At 59.4% G+C, this 22,462-nt stretch carries 19 protein-coding genes; 13 read left to right on the top strand and 6 right to left on the bottom strand.

Features of this window, described 5'->3' with window-relative positions; genetic code table 11:
- Positions 1-161: 161 nt before the first annotated feature.
- The 9 genes from ACORLH_RS21320 to msrA all read left to right on the top strand — a co-directional run bounded on the left by ACORLH_RS21320 (position 162) and on the right by msrA (position 11,199).
- Positions 162-1,601: an NAD(P)-dependent oxidoreductase gene (locus ACORLH_RS21320; protein ID WP_321830348.1), complete on the top strand. Its 1,440-nt coding sequence runs from the start codon at positions 162-164 to the stop codon at positions 1,599-1,601.
- A 63-nt stretch (positions 1,602-1,664) separates the two neighbouring features.
- A complete protein-coding gene (locus ACORLH_RS21315) occupies positions 1,665-2,444 on the top strand; it encodes an alpha/beta hydrolase (RefSeq protein WP_321830347.1) in 780 nt (259 codons plus the stop codon).
- A complete protein-coding gene (gene gltB / locus ACORLH_RS21310) occupies positions 2,441-6,976 on the top strand; it encodes a glutamate synthase large subunit (RefSeq protein ID WP_321830346.1) in 4,536 nt (1,511 codons plus the stop codon). Before ACORLH_RS21315 ends, gltB begins: the two co-directional genes overlap by 4 nt.
- A 168-nt stretch (positions 6,977-7,144) precedes the next feature.
- Positions 7,145-7,516 carry a DUF4189 domain-containing protein gene (locus ACORLH_RS21305; protein WP_321830345.1) on the top strand — a complete coding sequence of 124 codons (372 nt, stop codon included), beginning with the start codon at positions 7,145-7,147 and terminating at the stop codon, positions 7,514-7,516.
- Positions 7,517-7,583: 67 nt separating this feature from the next.
- Positions 7,584-8,324 (top strand): monofunctional biosynthetic peptidoglycan transglycosylase, encoded by a 741-nt coding sequence (mtgA, locus tag ACORLH_RS21300; RefSeq protein ID WP_321830344.1) that lies wholly within the window; start codon positions 7,584-7,586, stop codon positions 8,322-8,324.
- A gap of 73 nt (positions 8,325-8,397) precedes the next feature.
- A complete protein-coding gene (locus tag ACORLH_RS21295) occupies positions 8,398-9,063 on the top strand; it encodes a glutathione S-transferase family protein (protein ID WP_058243592.1) in 666 nt (221 codons plus the stop codon).
- A gap of 74 nt (positions 9,064-9,137) precedes the next feature.
- Complete coding sequence (gene queG, locus ACORLH_RS21290; protein WP_321830342.1) at positions 9,138-10,193, top strand: tRNA epoxyqueuosine(34) reductase QueG; 1,056 nt, start codon at positions 9,138-9,140, stop codon at positions 10,191-10,193.
- Between the two features lie 62 nt (positions 10,194-10,255).
- Complete coding sequence (msrB, locus tag ACORLH_RS21285) at positions 10,256-10,702, top strand: peptide-methionine (R)-S-oxide reductase MsrB (protein WP_321830341.1); 447 nt, start codon at positions 10,256-10,258, stop codon at positions 10,700-10,702.
- On the top strand, positions 10,702-11,199 hold the full coding sequence (gene msrA, locus ACORLH_RS21280; RefSeq protein ID WP_321830340.1) for a peptide-methionine (S)-S-oxide reductase MsrA: 498 nt from the start codon (positions 10,702-10,704) through the stop codon (positions 11,197-11,199). The genes msrB and msrA overlap by 1 nt, the downstream gene beginning before the upstream one ends.
- Positions 11,200-11,276: 77 nt before the next feature.
- On the opposite strand, the gene ACORLH_RS21275 is transcribed toward msrA, so the two are convergent.
- Both ACORLH_RS21275 and ACORLH_RS21270 read right to left on the bottom strand, forming a co-directional pair.
- Positions 11,277-11,855: an outer membrane protein gene (locus ACORLH_RS21275; RefSeq protein WP_321830338.1), complete on the bottom strand. Its 579-nt coding sequence runs from the start codon at positions 11,853-11,855 to the stop codon at positions 11,277-11,279.
- Between the two features lie 252 nt (positions 11,856-12,107).
- A complete protein-coding gene (locus tag ACORLH_RS21270; RefSeq protein ID WP_321830337.1) occupies positions 12,108-13,616 on the bottom strand; it encodes a malonyl-CoA synthase in 1,509 nt (502 codons plus the stop codon).
- 94 nt (positions 13,617-13,710) lie between these two features.
- Here ACORLH_RS21270 and ACORLH_RS21265 point away from each other — a divergent pair, with 94 nt between their 5' ends.
- On the top strand, positions 13,711-14,634 hold the full coding sequence (locus tag ACORLH_RS21265; protein WP_321830336.1) for a DMT family transporter: 924 nt from the start codon (positions 13,711-13,713) through the stop codon (positions 14,632-14,634).
- A gap of 198 nt (positions 14,635-14,832) precedes the next feature.
- On the opposite strand, the gene ACORLH_RS21260 is transcribed toward ACORLH_RS21265, so the two are convergent.
- The 4 genes from ACORLH_RS21260 to ACORLH_RS21245 are packed head-to-tail and all read right to left on the bottom strand — an operon-like array spanning position 14,833 to position 18,808.
- Positions 14,833-15,645, bottom strand: coding sequence for an ABC transporter permease (locus tag ACORLH_RS21260; RefSeq protein WP_321830335.1), 813 nt, complete (start codon positions 15,643-15,645; stop codon positions 14,833-14,835).
- Positions 15,642-16,532 carry an ABC transporter permease subunit gene (locus ACORLH_RS21255; RefSeq protein ID WP_321830334.1) on the bottom strand — a complete coding sequence of 297 codons (891 nt, stop codon included), beginning with the start codon at positions 16,530-16,532 and terminating at the stop codon, positions 15,642-15,644. The genes ACORLH_RS21260 and ACORLH_RS21255 overlap by 4 nt, the downstream gene beginning before the upstream one ends.
- Before the next feature lie 2 nt (positions 16,533-16,534).
- Positions 16,535-17,662, bottom strand: coding sequence for an ABC transporter ATP-binding protein (locus ACORLH_RS21250; RefSeq protein WP_321830333.1), 1,128 nt, complete (start codon positions 17,660-17,662; stop codon positions 16,535-16,537).
- 60 nt (positions 17,663-17,722) lie between these two features.
- Complete coding sequence (locus tag ACORLH_RS21245; protein ID WP_321830332.1) at positions 17,723-18,808, bottom strand: polyamine ABC transporter substrate-binding protein; 1,086 nt, start codon at positions 18,806-18,808, stop codon at positions 17,723-17,725.
- A gap of 146 nt (positions 18,809-18,954) precedes the next feature.
- On the opposite strand from ACORLH_RS21245, the gene ACORLH_RS21240 reads away from it, so the two are divergent.
- From ACORLH_RS21240 to ACORLH_RS21230, 3 genes are all read left to right on the top strand, one after another.
- Positions 18,955-19,632 (top strand): GntR family transcriptional regulator, encoded by a 678-nt coding sequence (locus ACORLH_RS21240; RefSeq protein ID WP_321830331.1) that lies wholly within the window; start codon positions 18,955-18,957, stop codon positions 19,630-19,632.
- A gap of 111 nt (positions 19,633-19,743) precedes the next feature.
- Positions 19,744-21,141 carry an aspartate aminotransferase family protein gene (locus ACORLH_RS21235; protein WP_321830330.1) on the top strand — a complete coding sequence of 466 codons (1,398 nt, stop codon included), beginning with the start codon at positions 19,744-19,746 and terminating at the stop codon, positions 21,139-21,141.
- 39 nt (positions 21,142-21,180) lie between these two features.
- Positions 21,181-22,257 (top strand): SMP-30/gluconolactonase/LRE family protein, encoded by a 1,077-nt coding sequence (locus tag ACORLH_RS21230; protein ID WP_321830329.1) that lies wholly within the window; start codon positions 21,181-21,183, stop codon positions 22,255-22,257.
- The last annotated feature ends 205 nt before the right edge of the window (positions 22,258-22,462 follow it).

The following is a 22,462-nucleotide window of genomic DNA, read 5'->3' as shown; positions in this document are numbered from 1 at the left end:
TATTAAATGTCCGGATCGGTCCTAAATTTGGGCTGAAAGAGCGGATTATTCTGCTGCGCAGCGATAATTTCCCCCTTTTAGGTCAATAGTTCTGACTTTTATTTGGTTTTCCGCTACCGTAAAAGGCACAGACATCCAAATTTGTTCAGAAAGGCAGCGCTGTGGCGAAGCAACCGATGCTGAAATTTGTGACCGTAGATCGTGACATGCCGGCAAAACGCCAGGCAGACGAGCGGAACAAAGACTTCCATGAGATCTACGCGGAATACGCGGCAGAGAAAGCGAAAGAGCAGGCCAGCCGCTGCAGCCAATGTGGTGTGCCTTACTGTCAGTCGCATTGCCCGCTGCACAATAACATCCCTGATTGGCTGAACATGACCGCCACAGGGCGTCTGGAAGAGGCTTATCAGATCAGCCAGGCCACCAATTCCTTCCCGGAAATCTGTGGCCGCATTTGCCCGCAGGATCGCCTGTGTGAAGGCAACTGTGTGATCGAACAGTCGGGCCACGGCACTGTGACCATCGGTTCGGTTGAGAAATACATCACCGACACCGCATGGGAAAACGGCTGGGTAAAACCGGTTGTTCCCAGTGCTGAGCGGGATCAGTCGGTTGGCATAATCGGTGCCGGTCCGGGCGGCATGGCCGCTGCGGATATTCTGCGCCGTCAGGGTGTGCAGGTCACCATCTATGACCGCTATGACCGCGCCGGGGGTCTGCTGACCTACGGCATCCCCGGCTTCAAGCTGGAAAAAGACGTTGTGATGCGCCGCATTGAGCAGATGGAACAGTCCGGGGTTGAGTTCGTGCTGAACTGTAACGTCGGCGAAGACATCTCCTTCGATGCGATCCGCGGCAAACATGACGCCGTGCTGATTGCCACCGGTGTGTACAAGACCCGCGATCTCTCCGGCCCCGGTTCCACCGCCACTGGCATCGAACGTGCGATCGATTATCTGACCGTTTCCAACAAGCTGAGCTTTGGCGACGAAGTGGAAGCCTTTGAAGATGGCACGCTGAATGCGGCTGGTAAGAAGGTTGTTGTGATCGGCGGCGGTGACACCGCGATGGACTGTGTGCGCACCGCGATCCGTCAGGGCGCAACCTCGGTCAAATGTCTTTACCGTCGTGACCGCGCCAATATGCCCGGGTCCCAGCGTGAAGTGCAAAACGCCGAAGAAGAAGGTGTTGAATTTGTCTGGCTGGCCGCGCCGAAGGGCTTCACCGAAGCTGACGGCAAGGTCAACGGCGTGATGGTGCAGAAAATGCGCCTGGGTGCCCCGGATGCCTCTGGCCGTCAGGCCCCTGAGGTGATCGAAGGTGCGGATTACGTCGAAGAGGCCGATCTGGTCATCAAGGCGCTGGGCTTTGAGCCGGAAGATCTGCCGAAACTCTGGAACACCGACGGCCTGGAAGTGACCCGCTGGGGCACCATCAAGGCTGAGTTCACCACCGGTAAGACAGCGCTGAACGGCGTATATGCCGTAGGTGACATCGTGCGTGGTGCCTCGCTGGTGGTCTGGGCGATCAAAGACGGCCGCGACAGCGCTGAGGCGATCCTCGACTACCTGAATGAGGCCCAAAGCGTCGCGGCAGAGTAACCGCGCCATGGTCCCGGCACAGGCTGGCGGGACCTTCCCAACATCAAACCCGAAGGAGCCACGGTGAGCACAACGCCCGCAGCCACGCAGGATCTATTGATCACGCCCCATGTGACGCAGGATGACCTGATCATCCATGCGCATCGTGGTGCGTCGGATCGTCTGGTTCTGTGTTTCACGGGTATTGGGGTTGAGCCTGATCAGGTGCCGGGGATCGAATTTGCCCGCACAGCCACCGCCAATGGGCGGGACAATGTGCTGTTCATCATCGATCCCAAACGCACCTGGCTCAACGGGTCGGAGCTGATCGAACAGATCGTTGAACATGTCAGCCTGTTTGCCCGTGAGGTGGACGCACAGGAGATTGTGACCCTGGGCCATTCCATGGGGGGCTATTCGGCGCTGTTGATCGCCAAGTTCCTGCCGGTGAAATCGGCAGTGGGTCTGGCACCGCAGTTTTCGGTCCATCCAGAGGTGGCTGATGATGATCCGCGCTGGCGCGACTATCGCGACCGTATCGCTGAACATCGCATCCGGGACCTCAGCGACTACCTGACCGAGGAGACCACCTATCACGTCTTCCACGGCAGCCACGGGCGCGAACGGCCACAGCGGGACCGGTTCCCGAAGTTCCCGTCGCTTTATCACATGATCATGCCAAAGACGGTGCACAACGTACCGCAGCGCATGAAACGGTTCGGCATCATGGATCAGATCATCCAGCTGAGCTTTGACAATAGGGTCAAACAGGTCCGCCTGTTGATGGCCGAGAAAATGGGCGCCGCACGGCGCGATATGAATAAATACCCGGCGCTTGCGCCCTCATCAGAGGTATCATCATGAAAAACCTTGAAAACTACGCCCCCCAGCAAGAGGCCCTGCGCGCCTTCATGCAAGAGAACGGCATGTACCGGGAGGAGTTTGAACACTCTTCTTGCGGTGTCGGTTTGGTGGTCTCTCTGGATGGCAAACCCAGCCGGAAAGTTGTGGAATCCGGCATCACCGCGCTGAAGGCCATCTGGCACCGTGGTGCTGTGGACGCAGACGGCAAAACCGGTGATGGCGCGGGCATTCACGTGCAGATCCCGGTGCCGTTCTTCTATGATCAGATTCAGCGCACCGGCCATGAGCCGGATGAGAGCAAGCTGATCGCTGTTGGTCAGGTCTTCCTGCCGCGTACCGATTTCGGCGCGCAGGAAAAATGCCGGACCATCGTGGAAAGCGAAGTGCTGCGCATGGGGCATTACATCTACGGCTGGCGTCATGTGCCGGTGGATGTGTCCTGCCTGGGCGACAAGGCCAACGCCACCCGTCCTGAGATTGAACAGATCCTGATCTCCAACGCTAAGGACATCAGTGAAGAAGAGTTTGAGCGTGAGCTTTATGTGATCCGTCGCCGGATCGAAAAAGCGGCAGCCGCTGCGGGCATCAACGGCATGTACCTGTGTTCGCTGTCCTGCCGTTCGATCATCTACAAAGGCATGATGCTGGCTGAACAGGTGGCGGATTTCTATCCCGACCTGAAGGATGAGCGTTTTGAAAGCGCCTTTGCGATCTATCACCAGCGTTATTCCACCAACACCTTCCCTGAATGGTGGCTGGCCCAGCCGTTCCGCATGTTGGCCCACAACGGTGAGATCAACACGCTGAAAGGCAACGTCAACTGGATGAAGAGCCATGAGATTCGCATGGCCTCGGGCGCCTTCGGTGATCTGGCCGAAGACATCAAGCCGATCATCCCGGCAGGCTCTTCGGACTCGGCCGCGCTGGATTCGGTGTTTGAGGTTCTGGTCCGTGCCGGTCGTAACGCGCCGATGGCGAAAACCATGCTGGTGCCGGAATCCTGGTCCAAGCAGGCGCAGGAACTGCCGCAGGCCTGGCGCGATATGTATTCCTACTGCAACTCGGTGATGGAACCCTGGGATGGTCCTGCCGCGCTGGCAATGACCGATGGCCGCTGGGTATGCGCGGGTCTGGACCGTAACGGTCTGCGCCCGATGCGTTATGTTGTGACCGGTGACGATCTGCTGATCGCGGGGTCCGAGGCGGGCATGGTCCCGACCGATGAATCCAGCGTGAAAGAAAAAGGCGCGCTGGGCCCGGGTCAGCTGCTGGCCGTGGATATGGAAGAGGGCAAGCTCTACCATGACACCGCGATCAAGGACAAACTGGCCGCGGCACAACCCTTTGGGGACTGGGTTGGCAAGATCACTGATCTGGAGGCCGCGCTGACCGGCCTGAGCGAAAAGCCGATGTTCACCGGTGCTGAACTGCGCAAGCGTCAGATCGCCGCCGGCTACAGCATTGAAGAGCTGGAACAGATCCTGGCCCCGATGGCCGAAGATGGCAAAGAGGCGCTGGCCTCGATGGGGGATGACACCCCGTCGGCGGTTCTGTCGAACAAATACCGCCCGCTGAGCCACTTCTTCCGCCAGAACTTCAGCCAGGTGACCAACCCGCCGATCGACTCCCTTCGGGAATACCGCGTGATGTCGCTGAAAACCCGGTTTGGAAACCTCAAGAACGTGCTGGACGAAAGCAGCGCCCAGACCGAAATTCTGGTGCTGGAAAGCCCCTTTGTGGGCAACGCCCAGTGGGATGAGCTGGTGCGCCAGTTCAACGCCGAACTGGTTGAGATTGACTGTACCTTCCCGGCAGGTGGCGACGACACGGCGCTGCACGTCGCGCTGGAGCGGATTCGCAGTGAGGCCGAAGATGCCGTGCGGTCCGGTGCCGGTCACATCGTTCTGACCGATGAGCATCAGGGTGAGGATAAGGTGGCGATGCCGATGATCCTTGCGACCTCGGCCGTGCACAGCCATCTGACCCGCAAAGGTCTGCGCACCTTCTGTTCGCTGAACGTACGGTCGGCTGAATGTGTAGATCCGCATTACTTCGCCGTGCTGATCGGCTGCGGTGCCACCGTTGTGAACGCCTATCTGGCCGAAGATTCGCTGGCCGATCGTATCGAACGCGACCTACTGGAATGCACCCTGACGGAAGCGGTGAAACGCTACCGTGACGCCATCGATCAGGGCCTGCTGAAGATCATGGCCAAGATGGGGATTTCGGTGATTTCCTCTTACCGTGGCGGTCTGAATTTTGAGGCGGTGGGCCTCAGCCGAGCCATGTGTGCCGAATTCTTCCCCGGCATGACCAGCCGGATTTCCGGTATCGGTGTCTCCGGTATTCAGAAAAAGGTCGAAGAGGTGCACGCCCAAGGTTGGGGCGGTGGCCGTGATGTGCTGCCGATCGGTGGATTCTACAAAGCCCGCAAATCGGGCGAGACTCACGCCTGGGAAGCACAGTCGATGCACATCCTGCAGCAGGCCTGTAACCGCGCCTCGTTTGAGCTGTGGAAACAGTATTCGGCCAAGATGCAGTCGATGCCGCCGATCCATCTGCGTGACCTCTTGGCGTTCAAACCGCTGGGCACTGCGATCCCGATTGAAGAAGTGGAAAGCATCACCGCGATCCGCAAACGCTTTGTCACCCCTGGCATGTCGCTGGGCGCGCTGAGCCCTGAGGCCCATAAAACGCTGAACGTTGCGATGAACCGTATCGGCGCCAAGTCGGATTCGGGCGAGGGCGGTGAAGATCCCGCACACTTCGTGCCGGAACCAAACGGTGATAACCCGTCGGCCAAGATCAAACAGGTGGCTTCGGGCCGTTTCGGCGTGACCGCCGAATACCTGAACCAGTGTGAAGAGCTGGAGATTAAGGTCGCCCAGGGGGCCAAGCCGGGTGAAGGTGGTCAGCTGCCAGGCATGAAGGTCACCGACCTGATTGCGCGTCTGCGTCACTCCACCAAGGGCGTGACCCTGATTTCGCCGCCGCCGCACCACGACATCTACTCGATCGAGGATCTGGCGCAGCTGATCTACGACCTGAAGCAGATCAACCCGCGCTGTAAAGTGACCGTGAAACTGGTGGCCGCCTCCGGCGTTGGCACCATCGCAGCCGGTGTGGCCAAGGCCGAAGCTGACGTGATCCTGATTTCAGGTCACAACGGTGGCACCGGGGCCTCGCCTGCAACCTCGATCAAATACGCGGGACTGCCGTGGGAGATGGGCCTGACCGAGGCGCATCAGGTTCTGGCAATGAACAACCTGCGGGATCGCGTGACCCTGCGGACCGATGGTGGTCTGCGCACCGGCCGTGACATCGTGATCGCCGCCATGATGGGCGCCGAGGAATACGGCATCGGCACCGCTGCGCTGATCGCGATGGGCTGTATCATGGTGCGTCAGTGTCAGTCGAACACCTGCCCCGTGGGCGTCTGTACCCAGGATGAGGCGCTGCGTGGCAAGTTCACTGGCAATGCTGACAAGGTGGTGAACCTGATCACCTTCTATGCGCAGGAAGTTCGCGAAATCCTCGCCTCGATCGGTGCGCGCAGCATTGATGAGGTGATCGGCCGTGCCGACCTGCTGAGCCAGGTCAGCCGCGGTTCGGCGCATCTGGATGACCTTGACCTCAATCCGCTGTTGATCACCGTCGATGGCGCACATGAGATCGTCTATAACCGTGACAAGGACCGCAATGCGGTGCCTGACACGCTGGACGCCGAAATCGTGCGCGATGCCCGCCGCTTCCTGGAAGATGGTGAAAAGATGCAGTTGTCCTATGCGGTGCAGAACACGCACCGGACCGTCGGCACCCGCACCTCCAGCCATATCGTCAAGAACTTCGGCATGCGCAACGCGCTGCAATCCGATCACCTGACGGTCAAACTGACGGGCTCGGCCGGTCAGGCGCTGGGCGCCTTTGCCGCCCCGGGTCTGAAGTTGGAAGTGTCTGGCGATGCCAACGACTATGTGGGTAAGGGTCTGTCAGGTGGGACCATTGTGGTGCGTCCGCCGATGGCAAGCCCGCTGGTTGCGGCTGAAAACACCATCATCGGCAACACCGTTCTTTACGGTGCAACCGACGGCTACCTCTTTGCCGCTGGTCGCGCAGGTGAACGTTTTGCGGTCAGGAACTCGGGCGCGAAAGTGGTGATCGAGGGCTGCGGCAGCAACGGTTGTGAATATATGACCGGCGGTGTGGCCGTGATCCTTGGTTCCATCGGGGCAAACTTTGGCGCCGGGATGACCGGTGGCATGGCCTACCTTTATGACCCCGAAGGTAAGGTCGAAGAGCTGATGAACATGGAAACCCTGGTGACCTGCCCGGTGACCGTGGCCCATTGGGAAGAGCAGCTGAAAGCACTGGTTGAGCAGCATCTTGCGGAAACCGGCAGTCAGAAAGCCGCGCGGATCCTGCAGCATTGGGACACGGAGGTGAAGAACTTCACCCAGGTCTGCCCGAAAGAGATGCTGGTCCACATCCCGCATCCGCTGACGGTCGAAGACACCGCTGTTCCGGCTGAATAAGCCGATCCAAAGCGAAACCAGAAAACCGGGGCCCAGTGGCCCCGGTTTTGCGTTTGGGGTGGCAATTGCGGGCCAGTTGTTCCTGAAAATGCCGATTTCTGATAAAATGTTGGAAAATAGTTTCGGGTTGCGTCGTACTACCCTCTGAGAGCGAAAGGGAGCGCCAACATGCTATCATTGAAGGACCTCGCCGCCGGGACCATTCTGTCCCTGATCACCGCAAGCACCGCAATGGCGGGCAGCTGCGGCTATGAATATTGCTGGGGGGCGGTCGGCTCCGCCGCCAATGGGGCCTACGGCTGGGCCCACAGCTATCCCAGCGAACAGCAGGCCTATAGCGCTGTACAGCAAAGCTGTAAGGGCCAGTGCACTGAGATCAAGACCTTCTACAACACCTGTGGTGCGATGGCGCGCTCCCCCAGTGGGGCCTGGGGCTGGGCCTGGGACAACACGCGGGAACGCGCCGAAAACGCGGCCGTTGGGTATTGTTTGCAACACGGCAATGATTGCCGGGTGGTGGTCTGGTCCTGTTCTAAGTAAAATCCTGACCAATCCCGCCGCAGAGCGGGCCGCCAAAGGGCGGATCACTGGTTGAGGATGAACGGGCATGGCGAAAGCCAGAAAATCGCGCAAAGCCAAGAAAGGGTTCTGGGGGCGGCTGTTTGGCTGGCTCTCGGATGAGGTGCGGCAACTGCTGCGCTGGGTTTGGCGCGGGCTGCTGGGGCTTGCTGTTCTGGTGGTGCTCTGGGTGGCGGCCTACAGCGTGATCACCCCGCCCACCACGCTTTATATTCAGCAGGAAAAATCCCGGTTGGGCTCCGTCAAACGCGAATGGGTGCCGATGGATCAGATCGCGCCGGCGATGCAGCGCTCGGTGGTGGCCGCCGAAGACGCCAATTTCTGTGCCCATTGGGGGTTTGACGTCAAAGCGATCCGCGCCGCACTGGCCGAGGGTGGCCGGCGTGGCGGCTCCACATTGACCCAGCAAGTGGTGAAAAACGCCTTCCTCTGGCACGGGCGCACCTGGACCCGGAAATCACTGGAGGCGATGCTGACCCCGGTGGTGGAACTGTTCTGGTCCAAGCGCCGCATTCTTGAGGTCTATCTGAACGTGGCGGAGTTTGATGAAGGTGTCTTTGGGGTCGGGGCCGCTGCCCAGCATTACTTTGGCGTTGGTGCGGCTGAGCTGAGCAAAACTCAGGCGGCGCGGCTGGCGGCGATCCTGCCGTCGCCCAAATCACGCTCGGCCTCCAAGCCTGCGGAATTCACCCGCCGCCGGGCCGCGCAGATCCTGGACGGGGCAGAGACAATCCGCCGGGACGGCCGCGCCGCCTGTTTCGAGGATTGAAAACCGCCCGCTAAACGGGCATGGAGGGGATCAATCCCTGTTTCTTAAGGTCTCTCGCAAGGTATCTGTGCCCATGGCTAAGCTTTATCATTTCCCGCTTTCCCCGTTCTGCCGCAAGCTGCGTCTGGTGCTGGCGGAAAAGCGGATTGAAGTGGAGCTGAGCGAGGAGCGCTATTGGGAACAGGATCCCGATTTCATGCGTCGCAACCCCGCCGGCAAGGTGCCGGTGCTGAAGCTGGACGGCATGACCATGTCGGAAAGCACCGCGATTGTGGAATATCTGGAAGAAGCCTACCCCGAACCGGCGCTGCTGCCGCGCGGCGCACCGGCCCGGTTCGAAGCCCGCCGTATCGCGGCATGGTTTGATGATAAATTCCATCATGAGGTGACCTCAAAGCTGCTTTATGAGCGGGTGCATAAGAAGGTCATGGGGCAGGGCTATCCCGACAGTAAAAACATCAAAGCCGGGGCGCAGCGGATCAAGTATCATCTGGATTACATGGCCTGGCTGCTGGATCAGCGCCGCTGGTTGGCCGGTGATCAGATGAGCATCGCCGATTTCGCCGCCGCGGCCCATCTGTCCGCGCTGGACTATATCAGTGATGTGGACTGGAACCGGCATGAGGTGGTGAAAGACTGGTACGCCAAGATTAAATCGCGTCCGGCCTTCCGGTCGATCCTGGCAGATCAGGTACCGGGCTTCCCGCCGCCGCCGCATTACGCAGACCTGGATTTCTGATCCTCACGCGGGGAGGGGGCGCTGCCCCCTTGGCCTGACGGCCAATTCCCCCGGAGTATTTTGGGAACGTTGAAATGGCAGATGGGCTGAAACAGAGACTGGTTGCACAGGCCCACACCGAAGGGTTTGATGCCGCACGGATCTGCCGCCCCTGGGACATTCCGCAGGTGCCCGCCCGGTTGCAGGCCTTTCTGGAGGCGGGATATCACGGTCAAATGGGCTGGATGGCGGAGCGGGTGCATTGGCGCGAAAACCCGGCGGCGCTGTGGCCCGAGGCGCGATCGGTGATCATGCTGGCCGAAAGCTACACGCCCGAACATGATCCGACCGAGATTTTGCAGCATGCCGATCTGGGCGCGATTTCCGTCTATGCGCAGAACAAAGACTACCATGATCTGGTGAAAAAACGCCTGAAGCGGCTGGCGCGCTGGCTGATTGCTGAGACCGGGGATGAGACCCAAGTGAAGGTGTTCGTGGACACCGCGCCAGTGCCGGAGAAGCCCTTGGGCCAGGCGGCAGGGCTTGGCTGGCAGGGCAAACACACCAATCTGGTCAGCCGCGACTTGGGCAGCTGGTTCTTTATCGGGTCGATCTTCACCACGTTGGAAATAGACTCTGATCCAGCTGAAATCGACCGTTGTGGGTCCTGTGTGGCTTGTCAGGTGGCCTGTCCGACCGAGGCCTTTCCTGCCCCCTATCAACTGGATGCGCGGCGCTGCATTTCCTATCTGACGATCGAACACGATGGTCCGGTCGCTGAGGATCTGCGGGCCAAGATGGGCAACCGGATTTATGGCTGCGATGATTGTCTGGCGGCCTGTCCCTGGAACAAGTTTGCGGTGGAGGCGCGGGAATTGCGCTATGCCGCGCGGGATGAACTGAAGGCGCCGAAACTGGCTGAGCTGGCGCAGTTGGACGATGCCGGGTTTCGGGCGTTTTTCAGCGGCTCCCCGATCAAACGGATTGGCCGCAACCGGTTTGTGCGCAATGTGCTTTATGCCATTGGCAATTCCGGCGATGCGGCCCTGCGTGAGGTGGCGCAGAGCCTTTGTGAGGATGAGGACGCCACGGTGCAGGATGCGGCGCGCTGGGCGGTGGGGCAGCTTCACACGAAATCGCCAGCGGGCTGAAACAAGGCTTCCCTCGCGCCCGCAACTGCCTATTTACTGCGGGTGAGAACAGGAGGGCCGAAATGTCCAAATACACCAAAGATCCGGATGTGATCGCCAATCTGACCGATGAGCAGCGCTGGGTGACCCAGGAAAACGGCACCGAACGGGCCGGGACGGGACGGCTGTTGCGCAACAAGGAACCTGGGATCTACGTTGATGTGGTCTCGGGCGAGCCGCTGTTTGCCTCATCCGACAAATACGACTCGGGCTGTGGCTGGCCCAGCTTTACCAAGCCGATTGAGCCGGCCCATATCGCTGAGCTGGAGGATCGCACCTACGGGATGGTGCGGACCGAGGTGCGATCGGCCCATGGTGACAGCCATTTGGGCCATGTCTTCCCCGATGGGCCACAGGACCGCGGCGGCCTGCGCTATTGCATCAACTCCGCCTCCTTGCGGTTCGTGCATCGTGATGACATGCAGGCGGAAGGATACGGCGACTACCTCAACCAAGTGGAGGATATCTGATGAGCGAACGTGCAGTACTGGCCGGCGGTTGTTTCTGGGGCATGCAGGATCTGATCCGCAGGTTACCCGGCGTCACCGGCACCCGTGTTGGCTACACCGGCGGCGATGTGGAAAACGCGACCTACAAGAACCACGGCACCCATGCCGAGGGGATTGAGATCACCTATGATCCGTCCCTGACCAGCTATCGCAAGCTGCTGGAGTTCTTCTTTCAGATCCATGACCCGACCACGGTGAACCGTCAGGGCAATGATCTGGGGATGAGCTACCGTTCTGCCATCTACTATGTGGATGAGGATCAGAAAGCCGTGGCGCTGGACACCATCGCGGATGTGGAGGCCTCGGGCCTCTGGCCGGGCAAGGTGGTCACCGAAGTGGAGCCTGTGGGCGCCTTCTGGGACGCTGAAGAAGAGCATCAGGATTATCTGGAAAAGCATCCCAACGGCTATACCTGCCATTTCCCGCGGCCGGATTGGGTGTTGCCGAAACGCGGCTGATGTAGAGACTAATCCAGCTGATAGAGACGAAAACGGGCGCCACTGGCGCCCGTTCTTTTGCCGATCTGTTCGTCAGATCAGAAGCGGAAGTTTACCTTCGCCGCAACAGTGGTGGCCTCCACGTCCGAGCCGGAATTGTTGAAGTCGTTGACCTTGTGGTACAGCACTTCGGTGCCCAGCGAGACCTGTTCGGTCACCTTGTGTTCATAGCCAGCACCAACAAAGAAGCCGGTGTCATCACCAACACCTTCAACGTCGATGCGGACAGCACCTGCGGTACCGTAGACCAGGCCATTGCCCAGGTCATAACCGGCGCGCAGTTTCAGGCGCAGCGCGTTTTCCACGTCGGAGCCGCCCAGGCCGATGTCCAGTTGGTCATAGTCGATGCCACCACCGACAACCCAATTGCCAAGGTCCTGATCGTAGCCTGCGGAGAGGCCATAGAAGTTGCCATCGCCCGAGGTGCCGTCTGCTTCCAGATCGGCATAGCCGAGGTTCAGACCCACATAGCCGCCGGTCCAGTCACCGGTGGTGTCTACAACCTGAACCGGGGTTGGGATCGGGTCAGCGGGGGCGGCATCGATTGAGCCAGCGAAGGCGGGGGCGGCGGTCAGAGTTGCTGCAACGCCTGCAATCATCAGTTTGGTCACGGTCATTCGTTTTTTCCTTTGTACCATGGTTGCGCCGGTGGGGATGGCCGGCGCCGTCTTGCAACACGGCGGTAGATAGGCAGTTTTTGCGCGAAGTGAACTGGTTAGTTTAGTTTGGGCGAGACTCTGCTCAAGGCGGATCTTTCGATGCGCCAAAATCTGCCAGCTAACGGGTTGATCCCATAAATGTGAAACGCCGCCCCCTTTAAAAAGGGACGGCGCGTGCCAGCGGTCGGGTCTTTTGGGGCGCTTAGACCGTTAGGCGGTGAACAGATCACCATGGGTTTCGCGCAGGGCTTTTTTCTGAACCTTGCCCATCGTGTTGCGGGGCAGTTCTGATGCCAGCAGGATCTGCTTTGGCTGCTTGAACTTGGCCAGATCGCGGGCGCAGGCCGCCGCGATGGTTTCGCTACTGAGGTCCGCAGCGCTCGGCACCACAATCGCCACCACCGCTTCGCCAAAGTCGGGATGCGGCACGCCGATCACGGCGCTTTCCAACACGCCGGGCAGATCGTCAATCAAGCTTTCCAGCTCTTTCGGGTAGACGTTGAAGCCGCCGGTGATAATCAGATCCTTGGCGCGGCCCACGATGGTGACGTAGCCATCGCTGTCCTGCTGGGCCAGATCCCCGGTGATGAACCAGCCATCCGGGCGCAGCTCTTCAGCGGTTTTTTCGGGCATCTGCCAGTAGCCCTGAAACACATTGTCACCGCGGACCTCAATGACACCGATCTCACCCTCTGCGACCTCAGTCTCGCCTTCCATGATGCGCAGCTCCACGCCGGGCAGCGGGAAGCCCACGGTGCCGGCACGGCGCTCGCCGTCATAGGGGTTGGAGGTGCTCATGTTGGTTTCGGTCATCCCGTAACGTTCCAAAATCCGGTGTCCGGTGCGGGCCTGCCATTGCTCATGCGTATCCACCAACAGAGGGGCGGAGCCTGAGATGAACAGGCGCATATTGGCGGCATGTTCCGGGGTCAGGCGGTCCTGCTGCAACAAGCGGGTGTAGAAGGTCGGCACCCCCATCAGCGCGGTGGCCTTGGGCATGGCGTCCAGAATAGCCTCAGCATCGAACTTGGGCAGGAACACGGTCGATGCGCCCGAAAGCAGAGCCACATTGGTGGCCACAAATAATCCGTGGGTGTGAAAGATCGGCAGCGCGTGGATCAGCACGTCGTCAGAGGTGAACCGCCACAGGTCCACCAGCGCCTCAGAATTGCTGGCCAGGTTCTTGTGGCTGAGCATCGCGCCTTTGGACCGGCCGGTGGTGCCCGATGTGTAAAGGATCGCGGCCAGATCATCTGCACCGCGGGTCACGGGGGCAAAATCAGACTCTGTTTCAGGCAAATCAGCCGTCAGGCTGCCCTGCCCATCCGCATCCAGCGTCAGTACGGTGGCCCCTTCGGCCAGTGGGGTCAGTTCCGCCGCGCGGGCGGGGTCGCAGACCAGAATGCGCGGCGTGGCGTCAGAGACGAAATAGGCGATTTCAGAGCCTGTGTAGGCGGTATTCAGCGGCAGAAAGATCCCGCCAGCCATCACCGTCCCAAGATAGAGCTGCACCGCCTCCAGTGTCTTTTCCACCTGAACGGCCACTCGATCCCCCGGTTCCAGTCCAAGGGCGGTCAACCGCTGTGCCAGACGCTGAGCGCCGTCGAACAGGGCGCCATAGCTGACGTCCGCCTGACCCGGACGCTGGGCAAAGCATTTTTCCGGCGCGCGCGCCGCCATATGGGACAGACGGTGGATCAGGTAGTTGCTGTCATACATGGCGCGCTCCGGCTTTAAATTCTGTTACTGGCTTTTTGGGCATGGTTTTCTGTCAGCGCAAGACGGTAGGAATACACATGCGAAAGGATCCCACATGAACCCCGTCAAAGGCATCGCGTTAAAACTCTGCTCGGTGGTGATGTTCATCACCATGGCGTCGCTGATCAAGGCGGCATCGGAACATGTGCCACCGGGGCAGGCGGTGTTCTTCCGCTCGCTCTTTGCGCTGCCGGTCATTATCGCCTGGCTGACCCTGCGCGGGGATCTGAAAACCGGATTGAAGGTGAAATCCAAGATGGCGCATTTCTGGCGCGGCTTGGTGGGGACCTCAGCCATGGGGATGGGGTTTGCCGGTTTGGGCCTGCTGCCGCTGCCGGAGGTCACCGCGATCGGCTATGCCGCGCCGTTGCTGACCGTTGTCTTCGCTGCGATGTTCCTTGGCGAAGAAGTGCGGCTGTTTCGGATGTTTGCCGTGGGGCTGGGCCTGTTGGGGGTTATGATCGTGATTGAGCCGCGATTGACCCTATTGCAGGGCGAAACCGTGCAAACGGCGCAGGCCTTGGGGGTGGTTTTGACCCTGATGGGTGCCACTTTTGCGGCGTTGGCGCAGATCCACATCCGCAATATGGTCCAGAGCGAGGAAACCTCCGCGATTGTGTTCTACTTCTCCCTCACCGCGACGGGCTTATCGTTGCTGACATTGCCGTTTGGCTGGGTGGTGCCGACGGGGCCTGAGGCCATGTTGCTGATCGGGGCGGGCATTCTTGGTGGGTTTGGGCAGATTTTCCTGACCTCGTCTTACCGATTTGCAGGCGCGTCGGTTGTGGCGCCGTTTGACTATGCCTCGATGATCCTAGCGCTGGCGATTGGCTATTTCATCTTTGATGAGGTGCCGACCGGCCAGATGATGGCGGGCGCTGCGCTGGTTGTCTTTGCTGGTGTGTTGATCATTCTGCGTGAACATGCGCTGGGCCTGCGTCGGTCCAAGGCGCGCTCCGGCATGACGCCACAGGGGTGAGGATGAGACTCTCTTTGGTTTGAAGATTAGCGCCGTCCCGAGGGGTGGCGCAATCGCGCCGCCCTGTGGGGGCGGGACGGCGCGGCCCAACAGTGCCTGTTGGGCGGTACTTGGAATAGATGTGTTGGCTGAAGCCTGAAGCTACAAAAAAGCCCCCGACCCGAGGGGCGGAGGCTTTCCTGAATTATATATGTCAGCTTACCCAGCCGCAGCGCGTTCTTCGGCGCGTTGGCGCAGGGCAGCGCGTTTGGTGCTGATCGAGGCGGTGATCACCCCAACCGTCACAATGGCGATCATGATGGTCGACAGCGCGTTGATCTCAGGGCTGACACCCAGACGCACGGCGGACCAGATCTTCATCGGCAGGGTGGTGGCCCCGGGACCGGTGGTGAAGCTGGCAATCACCAGATCATCCAGCGACAAGGTAAAGGCCAGGAGCCAGCCGGAAATCACCGCCGGGGCAATGATCGGCAGGGTCACCAGACGGAAGCTTTCAAACGGGGTACATCCTAGATCCAGCGCCGCCTCTTCCAGCGATTTGTCAAAGGCCACCAGCCGCGAGGACACCACAACCGACACGTAGCACATGGAAAATGTGGCATGGGCCAGAATGATGGTCTGGGCGCTGAGCTGGGTGAAAACCGGTTTGAACAGCAGGAACAGTGACAGGCCGGTGATCACCTCTGGCATCACCAGTGGCGCGAAGATCATGCCGGAAAACAGCGTTCGCCCCATAAAACGCCCGCCGCGCACCATGACATAGGCGGCCATCGTGCCCAAAACGGTCGCGAGGGTTGAGGAGACCACCGCCACCTTGATGGTGACCCAGGCCGCATCCAGCATCTGGGTGTTGTTGAGCAGCTCACCGTACCATTTGGTCGAAAAGCCGGCCCAAACCGTCACCAGTTTTGAGGCGTTGAAGCTGTAGATCACCAGAATGATCATCGGCAGATAAAGGAAGGCAAAGCCCAAGGTCAGGGCCGTTGCATTGAACCAGGTGAAACGCTTCATTGCTCGGCCTCCCGCTGCTTCTGCTCATTGCGTTGGAACAGGATGATCGGAATGATCAGGATCAGGAGGAGCACAACAGCCACTGCTGCGGCCACCGGCCAGTCCCGGTTGGCAAAGAACTCTTCCCACAGAACCTTACCGATCATCAGGGTCGAGGATCCGCCCAGAAGGGAGGGGATCACAAATTCGCCGATGGCCGGGATGAACACCAGGAAACAGCCCGCGATGATGCCGTTTTTCGACAGCGGAATGGTCACCAGCCAGAAGGCGGTGAACCGCGAACAGCCCAGATCCTCGGCCGCTTCCAGCAGGCTGCCATCCAGTTTTTCTAGCGCCGAATAGATCGGCAGGATCATGAAGGGCAGGTAGGTGTAAACGATGCCGATGTAGACGGCCTTGTTGGTGTTCAGGATGATCAACGGTTCATTGATTACACCCAGCCACATCAGGAACTGGTTCAGCAGACCCTCCTGGCTGAGGATACCCATCCAGGCGTAAACCCGGATCAGGAAACTGGTCCAGAACGGCAGGATGATCAGCATCATCAGCGTAGCACGCCACTGTTCCGGCGCCTGCGCCATCGCATAGGCGATCGGATAGCCCACCAGCAGCGCAAACAGGGTCGAAAACACCGCGATCTGCAGGCTGGAGACATAGGCCTTCCAGTAGAGGTCATCCTCGGTCAGCCAGACAAAGTTTTCAAAGTCCAGCGCGCCAAAGAAGGATTTTATCCCCTCCCAGCCGGTCGTCAGATCTAGCTGCGGGGTATAGGGCGGGATAGCCAGAGCTGTGTCGCTGAGCGAGATCTTCAACACGATCACAAAGGGGATCAGGAAGAGCGCCAGCAGCCACAGATAGGGCACCGATATGAGGAAAAGACGCCGCATGATCAGCGCTCCAGCACGGACCCGGCGGTCAGGGTCCAGCTGAGCCAGACCTCATCTTCCCAGGTAAATGTGCGCCGCGACAGACGGCGGGTGTTGGTTTGCTGCGCTTTGATCATCACACCGCCGGGCAGTTCAACGTGATAGGTCGAGATGTTGCCCAGATATCCGATGTCGATGATCTTACCCTTCACCGCGTTCATCGCGCCTTCGGGTTTTTCCGGGCTGATGCCGATCTTTTCCGGCCGGATCGCCACAAAGGCTTTCTGACCGTCGCTCAGCTGGCGGGTGGTTTTGGCATGGAAGGGCTCCTGCCCGTCGTGCCACAGAATGTCATAGCCATCTTCGCTGGTCTTCTTGGCGGTGCCTTCGATGATGTTCACATCCCCAATGAAGTCCGCCACATAGACCGAGTTCGGCTCTTCATAGATCTTATCCGGGGTGGAGACCTGCATGATCTTGCCGTCATCCATCACCGCAACGCGGCTGGCGACGGTCATTGCCTCTTCTTGGTCGTGGGTCACGATCACGAAGGTGGTGCCGGTCTTTTCCTGAATGTCCATCAGTTCAAACTGGGTCTCTTCGCGCAGCTTCTTGTCCAACGCGCCAAGGGGTTCATCCAGCAACAGCAGTTTGGGCGCGCGGGCCAGCGAACGGGCCAGGGCCACACGCTGACGCTGACCACCGGAAATCTGATGCGGCTTGCGTTTGGCGAATTTACTCAACCGGGTGAGGCGCAGCATCTCATCGACGCGGGCGTTCATCTCTTCCTTGGGCATTTTCATCCGCTTCAGGCCGAAAGCGATGTTTTCCCAGATCGAAAGATGCGGGAACAGGGCGTAGGACTGGAACATCATGTTCACAGCACGTTCATTGGGCGGCACATTGGCCATGTCCTGACCGGCGATCAGAATCTGGCCCTCGGTGGGGGTTTCAAACCCGGCCAGCATCCGCATCATCGTGGTTTTGCCGCAGCCCGAAGGCCCAAGCAGCGCAAAGAACTCGCGGGCGTAGATATCCTGTGTCAGATCATCAATCGCGGTGAAGGTGCCAAAACGTTTGGTCACGCCTTTGAATTGGATCAGTGGCGTTTCATTGGGGTCTTCCCAAGGTGCAAAAACGGTCTGTGTCATGCCTGTCCCTGTCAGAAAAAAGGCCCGCCCTTGAGGGGGCGGGCCCGTATTGGAAATGGCTTAGGTGCCGGATTTCACTTTGGTCCACAGACGGGTCACAACCCGCTGGGTTTTCGCCGGGTAAGGCGTGGTGATGTAGAAGTTCGACATGGTGTCGGCATCCGGGTAGATCGCCGGGTCGCCGATCACATCCTCAACCAGATGTTCCTGCGAGGCGATGTTGCCATTGGCGTAGTAAACATAGTTCGACGCCGTCGCCATGTTCTGCGCGTCCAGAATGAAGTTTAGGAACTTATGCGCGCCTTCAGGGTTCGGGGCATCGGCCGGGATTGCCATCTGGTCAAACCACATCAGCGAACCTTCGGCGAAGGCGTTATAGGCGATGTCTACACCGTTTTCGGCTTCGGCTGCGCGGTCACGGGCCTGCAGGATGTCACCGGACCAGCCAACAGCCACACAGATGTCACCGTTTGCCAGCGCGTTGATATATTCCGAGCTGTGGAATTTCTGGATGTAGGGGCGGACGGCGGTCAGGACCGGCTCAGCCTTTTCGATGACGGCTTTGTCGTGGCTGTCGGGGTTTTCACCCAGATACTGCAGCACCATCGGGATGATTTCGGAAGGTGCATCAAGGATGTGCACGCCACAGGCGGCCAGTTTTTCCATGTTGGCCGGGTTCAGCACCAGCTCCATGCTGTTCAGCGGCGCGTCGTCGCCCAGGATCTCTTTGACCTTGCCGACGTTCACACCAATGCCGGTGCTGCCCCACATGTAGTTGATCGAGTAGGCGTTTTCGGGGTCATAGCCCGAGGTCACGTCTTTGATCAGGTCCCAGAGGTTGCCGTGGTTCGGCAGCTGGGCCAGGTCCAGTTTCTGGAACGCGCCCGCTTGGATCTGACGCTGCAGGAAGGTGCCCGAGGGAACCACAACATCATAGCCAGAGCCACCGGCCAGCATTTTGGTTTCCAACAGTTCGTTGCTGTCAAACACGTCGTAGATCAGGTCGATGCCGGTTTCGGCTTCGAACTTGGTCAGCAGATCTTCGTCGATGTAATCGGACCAGTTATAGACCCGGACTTCTTCGGCGCTGGCTGCGCCCGCCATCAGAGCCACTGCGGCGCTTGCCGACAGGATTTGCTTTTTCATAGGTAACACTCCCTTTGATCACGGGTCTTCCGCCCGACAATCGAATTTGATCAAGTTTTGCCGCTCATGGCAATATGGTAATGTTTCCACGCTGTCGTTAAACTCGCAAGCGAGGGAACTGAGAGAGTATGGAGAAAAGCGTCATTATGGACGGGGACGCCCAGAAATTGACCGGCGAGACAGCGGGCGAACCGCGGCTGCCAGCGCATGAAATTGTGTACCGAAAACTGCGCGAGCAAATCCTCTTTGGAGAGATCGCTCCGGGGGAGCCTGTGACCATCCAGGGGCTGACCGCCCGGCTGGAGGCCGGGATGACCCCCGTGCGGGAAGCGATCCGCCGTCTGACCGCGGAAGGTGCGCTGAAGTTTCAGGGCAACCGGCGGGTGATTGTGCCGCATTTGACGGCCGCAAACATCGAAGAGATTATCATTGCACGTCAATGTGTTGAGGGTGAACTGGCAGAGCGCGCCACCCACCGTATGACCCGCGATCACGTGGCCGAGCTGACACGGCTGGACGCCGAGCTGGATGCTGCCATCGTGCGCGGCGATCTGCAGGCGTATCTGGAGTATAATTACCGCTTTCACCGGCTGATTTACGATCTGGCCGACGCCCCAATTCTGGCCGATCTGGCCGAGGGTCTGTGGCTGCGGTTTGGCCCGTCGCTGCGCGTGGTCTGTGGCCGGGTTGGCACCCAGAACCTGCCCGACAAACACAAGGACCTTTTGGCGGCCATGTCGGCCGGGGATGGCCCACGTGCTGCAGCCGCCTGTCTGGAAGATATGATGCAAGGAATGGAGCAGGTGCGCGAGATGCTTGCCTAAATTTTGGGCGCCGCTGATTCGATTGACATTCGTTAATTTGATCATATTCTTGAAATATGAGCCGGCCGCGCGGGCTGAGTCGGTGTGTTTTCTATTCAGATGAGGTGTCAGATGACTGTAATCTCGAATCATATGCCGACGGCAGAACTGCAGGCGCTGGACGCGGCGCACCATATGCATCCCTTCACCACGCAGGACGATCTGGCCAAACAGGGCGCACGGGTGATCACCCGCGCCGATGGGGTCTGGATCCATGACAGCGAAGGCAACCAGATCATTGATGGCATGGCCGGTCTGTGGTGCGTGAACGTCGGCTACGGCCGGGATCGTCTGGCCGAGGTGGCGGCCCGCCAGATGAAAGAGCTGCCCTATTACAACACCTTCTTCATGACGACCCATGTGCCCGCCATTGCGCTTAGCCAGAAACTGGCAGAACTGGCGCCGGGCAATCTGAACCATGTGTTCTACGCCGGGTCCGGGTCGGAAGCGAATGACACCAACATCCGCATGGTGCGCACTTATTGGGCGCAGAAGGGCAAGCCTTCGAAGAAGGTGATCATCAGCCGCAAAAACGCCTATCACGGTTCCTCGGTCGGCTCGGCCAGCCTGGGCGGGATGACTGGTATGCACGCACAAGGCGGCCTGCCGATCGCTGACATTCACCACATTGATCAGCCCAACTACTGGGCCGAAGGTGGTGAGTTGAGCCGCGAAGAGTTTGGTCTGGAGCGTGCGCGCCAGCTGGAGCAGGCCATCCACGACATTGGCGAAGACAATGTTGCGGCCTTTATTGCCGAGCCGATCCAGGGCGCAGGCGGCGTGATCGTTCCGCCAGAAACCTACTGGCCGGAAATTAAACGGATCTGCGACAAGTATGAGATCCTGCTGATCGCGGATGAGGTGATCTGTGGCTTTGGCCGGACCGGCAACTGGTTTGGCTCGCAGACCGTGGGCTGGACCCCGGACATCATGACCATCGCCAAAGGCCTCAGCTCGGGTTATGCGCCGATCGGTGGTTCGATTGTCAGCGATGAGGTGGCAGAGGTCATCGGCGCCTGTGAGTTCAATCACGGCTACACCTATTCCAGCCACCCGGTTGCCGCTGCCGTGGCGCTGGAGAATCTGAACATCATGCAGGAAGAAAACGTTGTGGAGCATGTGCAGAACGACGTTGGTCCCTACCTGAAAGAAAAGTGGGAATCGCTGGTGGATCACCCGATGGTTGGTGAAGCCAACATTGTGGGCATGATGGGCTCCATCGCGCTGACCCCGCACAAAGAAAGCCGCGCCGCCTTTGCCGCTGATGCCGGCACCGTGGGCTACATGTGCCGTGAGCGCTGCTTTGCCAACAATCTGGTGATGCGCCATGTGGGCGACCGGATGATCATCTCGCCGCCGCTGGTGATGACCCGCGCCGAGGTGGACATTCTGTTCGAACGCGCGGTCAAGTCGCTTGACGAAGGCATGGCACGCGCCAAGGATGAAGGCCTGTGGGTGGCTGCGTCCTGATTTGAACCGTGATGCCCCCTGAACCTGAGGGGGGATATCATGCGTGCACTTGCGAAATTCATAGGCCTCATCCTGATTTTGGGTGGGGCCTATTTGTGTTTTTGGCCGGTCTCTGTTGATCCAGTGGCCTGGGAGGCGCCGCAAAACCCCGGGTATGTCGGGGATTTTGCGCCCAATGACGGCTTGGCTTGGCTGCGATTTGTGGATCTGCAGGGGCGCAAAGGGCCCGAGGATGCGGATATCGGCCCGGATGGACTGATCTATATGGCCACCCATGACGGGGAGGTCTTGCGCAGCACTGTGGATGGCCCGGCAGAGGTCTGGGTGAATACCGGCGGTCGGCCGCTGGGGATCGAATTTGGCCCGGATGGGGTGCTGTATGTGGCGGATGCCTTCCGTGGCCTAATGGCGGTATCTGCGGATGGGCAGCTGCGCCTGTTGACCGATCAAGTTGATGGCACACCGATCCTGTATGCCAATGATCTGGATATTGCGTCCGATGGCCGGATCTATTTCACCGACAGTTCGATGCGTTTCTCTGCCGCGGCAGAGGGCAGCACGCTGGCGGCATCGGTGTTGGATCTGGTGGAGCATTCTGCAACGGGGCGGGTGCTGCGCTTTGATCCTGTCAGCGGCGTGACCGAGGTGCTTGCAACCGGCCTGAGCTTCGCCAATGGGCTGGCGCTGACCGAAGATGAAAGCGCGATACTGGTTCTGGAAACCGGCGGCTACCGTATGTGGCGCTATCCGATCGATGGTGGCGCGGGGGAGGTCATCCTGAAGGATCTGCCCGGGTTTCCCGACAACCTGAACCGGCTGAGCGATGGCAGTTTCGCCATGGGGCTGGTCAGCCCGCGAAATGCGATCATGGACCGTTTGTCCGGATCACCGTTCCTACGCCGGATGGTGATGCGCCTGCCTGATGCGATGAAGCCGGCACCCACACGTTATGGTTTTTTGATTCGAACTGATTCGTCTGGCGCGGTACTTCAGACCCTGCAGGATCCCACCGGTGCCTATGCTTTGATCACAGGCGCTGTCGATTTGCCCGATGGGCGCTTGGTGGTCACTTCGCTGACCGAACCGCGGCTAGGAATCTTGCCGTCGGGGCAGTGAACCACTTGTATACAACGGTCTGATGCGGGTGCGGATTGCTGGAATCGGCGAAGCCACCTGATCGAATTCGCGTCAGTCAAAAGGCTAAATGCGACGAAGGACGTCGCTTTTTTGCTCAAAAATGCCGCGATCTGGTTGCAACCTAACGGAAGTCGCGTTTTAGTCTTGGGAAACGAGCGAGAAAATCGCCGAACATAAAAGCGGG

It is taken from the genome of Thalassovita sp. (genome assembly GCF_963691685.1).
In the GTDB taxonomy this organism is placed as follows: domain Bacteria; phylum Pseudomonadota; class Alphaproteobacteria; order Rhodobacterales; family Rhodobacteraceae; genus Thalassobius.
The sequence above is the reverse complement of the archived record's forward strand: the minus strand, read 5'-3'. Positions and strand labels throughout refer to the sequence as shown.

Coding starts and splice junctions, on each gene's coding strand:
- ACORLH_RS21245 (WP_321830332.1), bottom strand. CDS start 18,808: ATGAAAAAGCAAATCCTGTCGGCAAGCGCCGCAGTGGCTCTGATGGCG.
- ACORLH_RS21235 (WP_321830330.1), top strand. CDS start 19,744: ATGACTGTAATCTCGAATCATATGCCGACGGCAGAACTGCAGGCGCTG.
- ACORLH_RS21260 (WP_321830335.1), bottom strand. CDS start 15,645: ATGAAGCGTTTCACCTGGTTCAATGCAACGGCCCTGACCTTGGGCTTT.
- ACORLH_RS21275 (WP_321830338.1), bottom strand. CDS start 11,855: ATGACCGTGACCAAACTGATGATTGCAGGCGTTGCAGCAACTCTGACC.
- mtgA (WP_321830344.1), top strand. CDS start 7,584: ATGGCGAAAGCCAGAAAATCGCGCAAAGCCAAGAAAGGGTTCTGGGGG.
- ACORLH_RS21250 (WP_321830333.1), bottom strand. CDS start 17,662: ATGACACAGACCGTTTTTGCACCTTGGGAAGACCCCAATGAAACGCCA.
- ACORLH_RS21265 (WP_321830336.1), top strand. CDS start 13,711: ATGAACCCCGTCAAAGGCATCGCGTTAAAACTCTGCTCGGTGGTGATG.
- ACORLH_RS21240 (WP_321830331.1), top strand. CDS start 18,955: ATGGACGGGGACGCCCAGAAATTGACCGGCGAGACAGCGGGCGAACCG.
- gltB (WP_321830346.1), top strand. CDS start 2,441: ATGAAAAACCTTGAAAACTACGCCCCCCAGCAAGAGGCCCTGCGCGCC.
- ACORLH_RS21270 (WP_321830337.1), bottom strand. CDS start 13,616: ATGTATGACAGCAACTACCTGATCCACCGTCTGTCCCATATGGCGGCG.
- ACORLH_RS21230 (WP_321830329.1), top strand. CDS start 21,181: ATGCGTGCACTTGCGAAATTCATAGGCCTCATCCTGATTTTGGGTGGG.
- ACORLH_RS21305 (WP_321830345.1), top strand. CDS start 7,145: ATGCTATCATTGAAGGACCTCGCCGCCGGGACCATTCTGTCCCTGATC.
- queG (WP_321830342.1), top strand. CDS start 9,138: ATGGCAGATGGGCTGAAACAGAGACTGGTTGCACAGGCCCACACCGAA.
- msrA (WP_321830340.1), top strand. CDS start 10,702: ATGAGCGAACGTGCAGTACTGGCCGGCGGTTGTTTCTGGGGCATGCAG.
- ACORLH_RS21295 (WP_058243592.1), top strand. CDS start 8,398: ATGGCTAAGCTTTATCATTTCCCGCTTTCCCCGTTCTGCCGCAAGCTG.
- ACORLH_RS21255 (WP_321830334.1), bottom strand. CDS start 16,532: ATGCGGCGTCTTTTCCTCATATCGGTGCCCTATCTGTGGCTGCTGGCG.
- msrB (WP_321830341.1), top strand. CDS start 10,256: ATGTCCAAATACACCAAAGATCCGGATGTGATCGCCAATCTGACCGAT.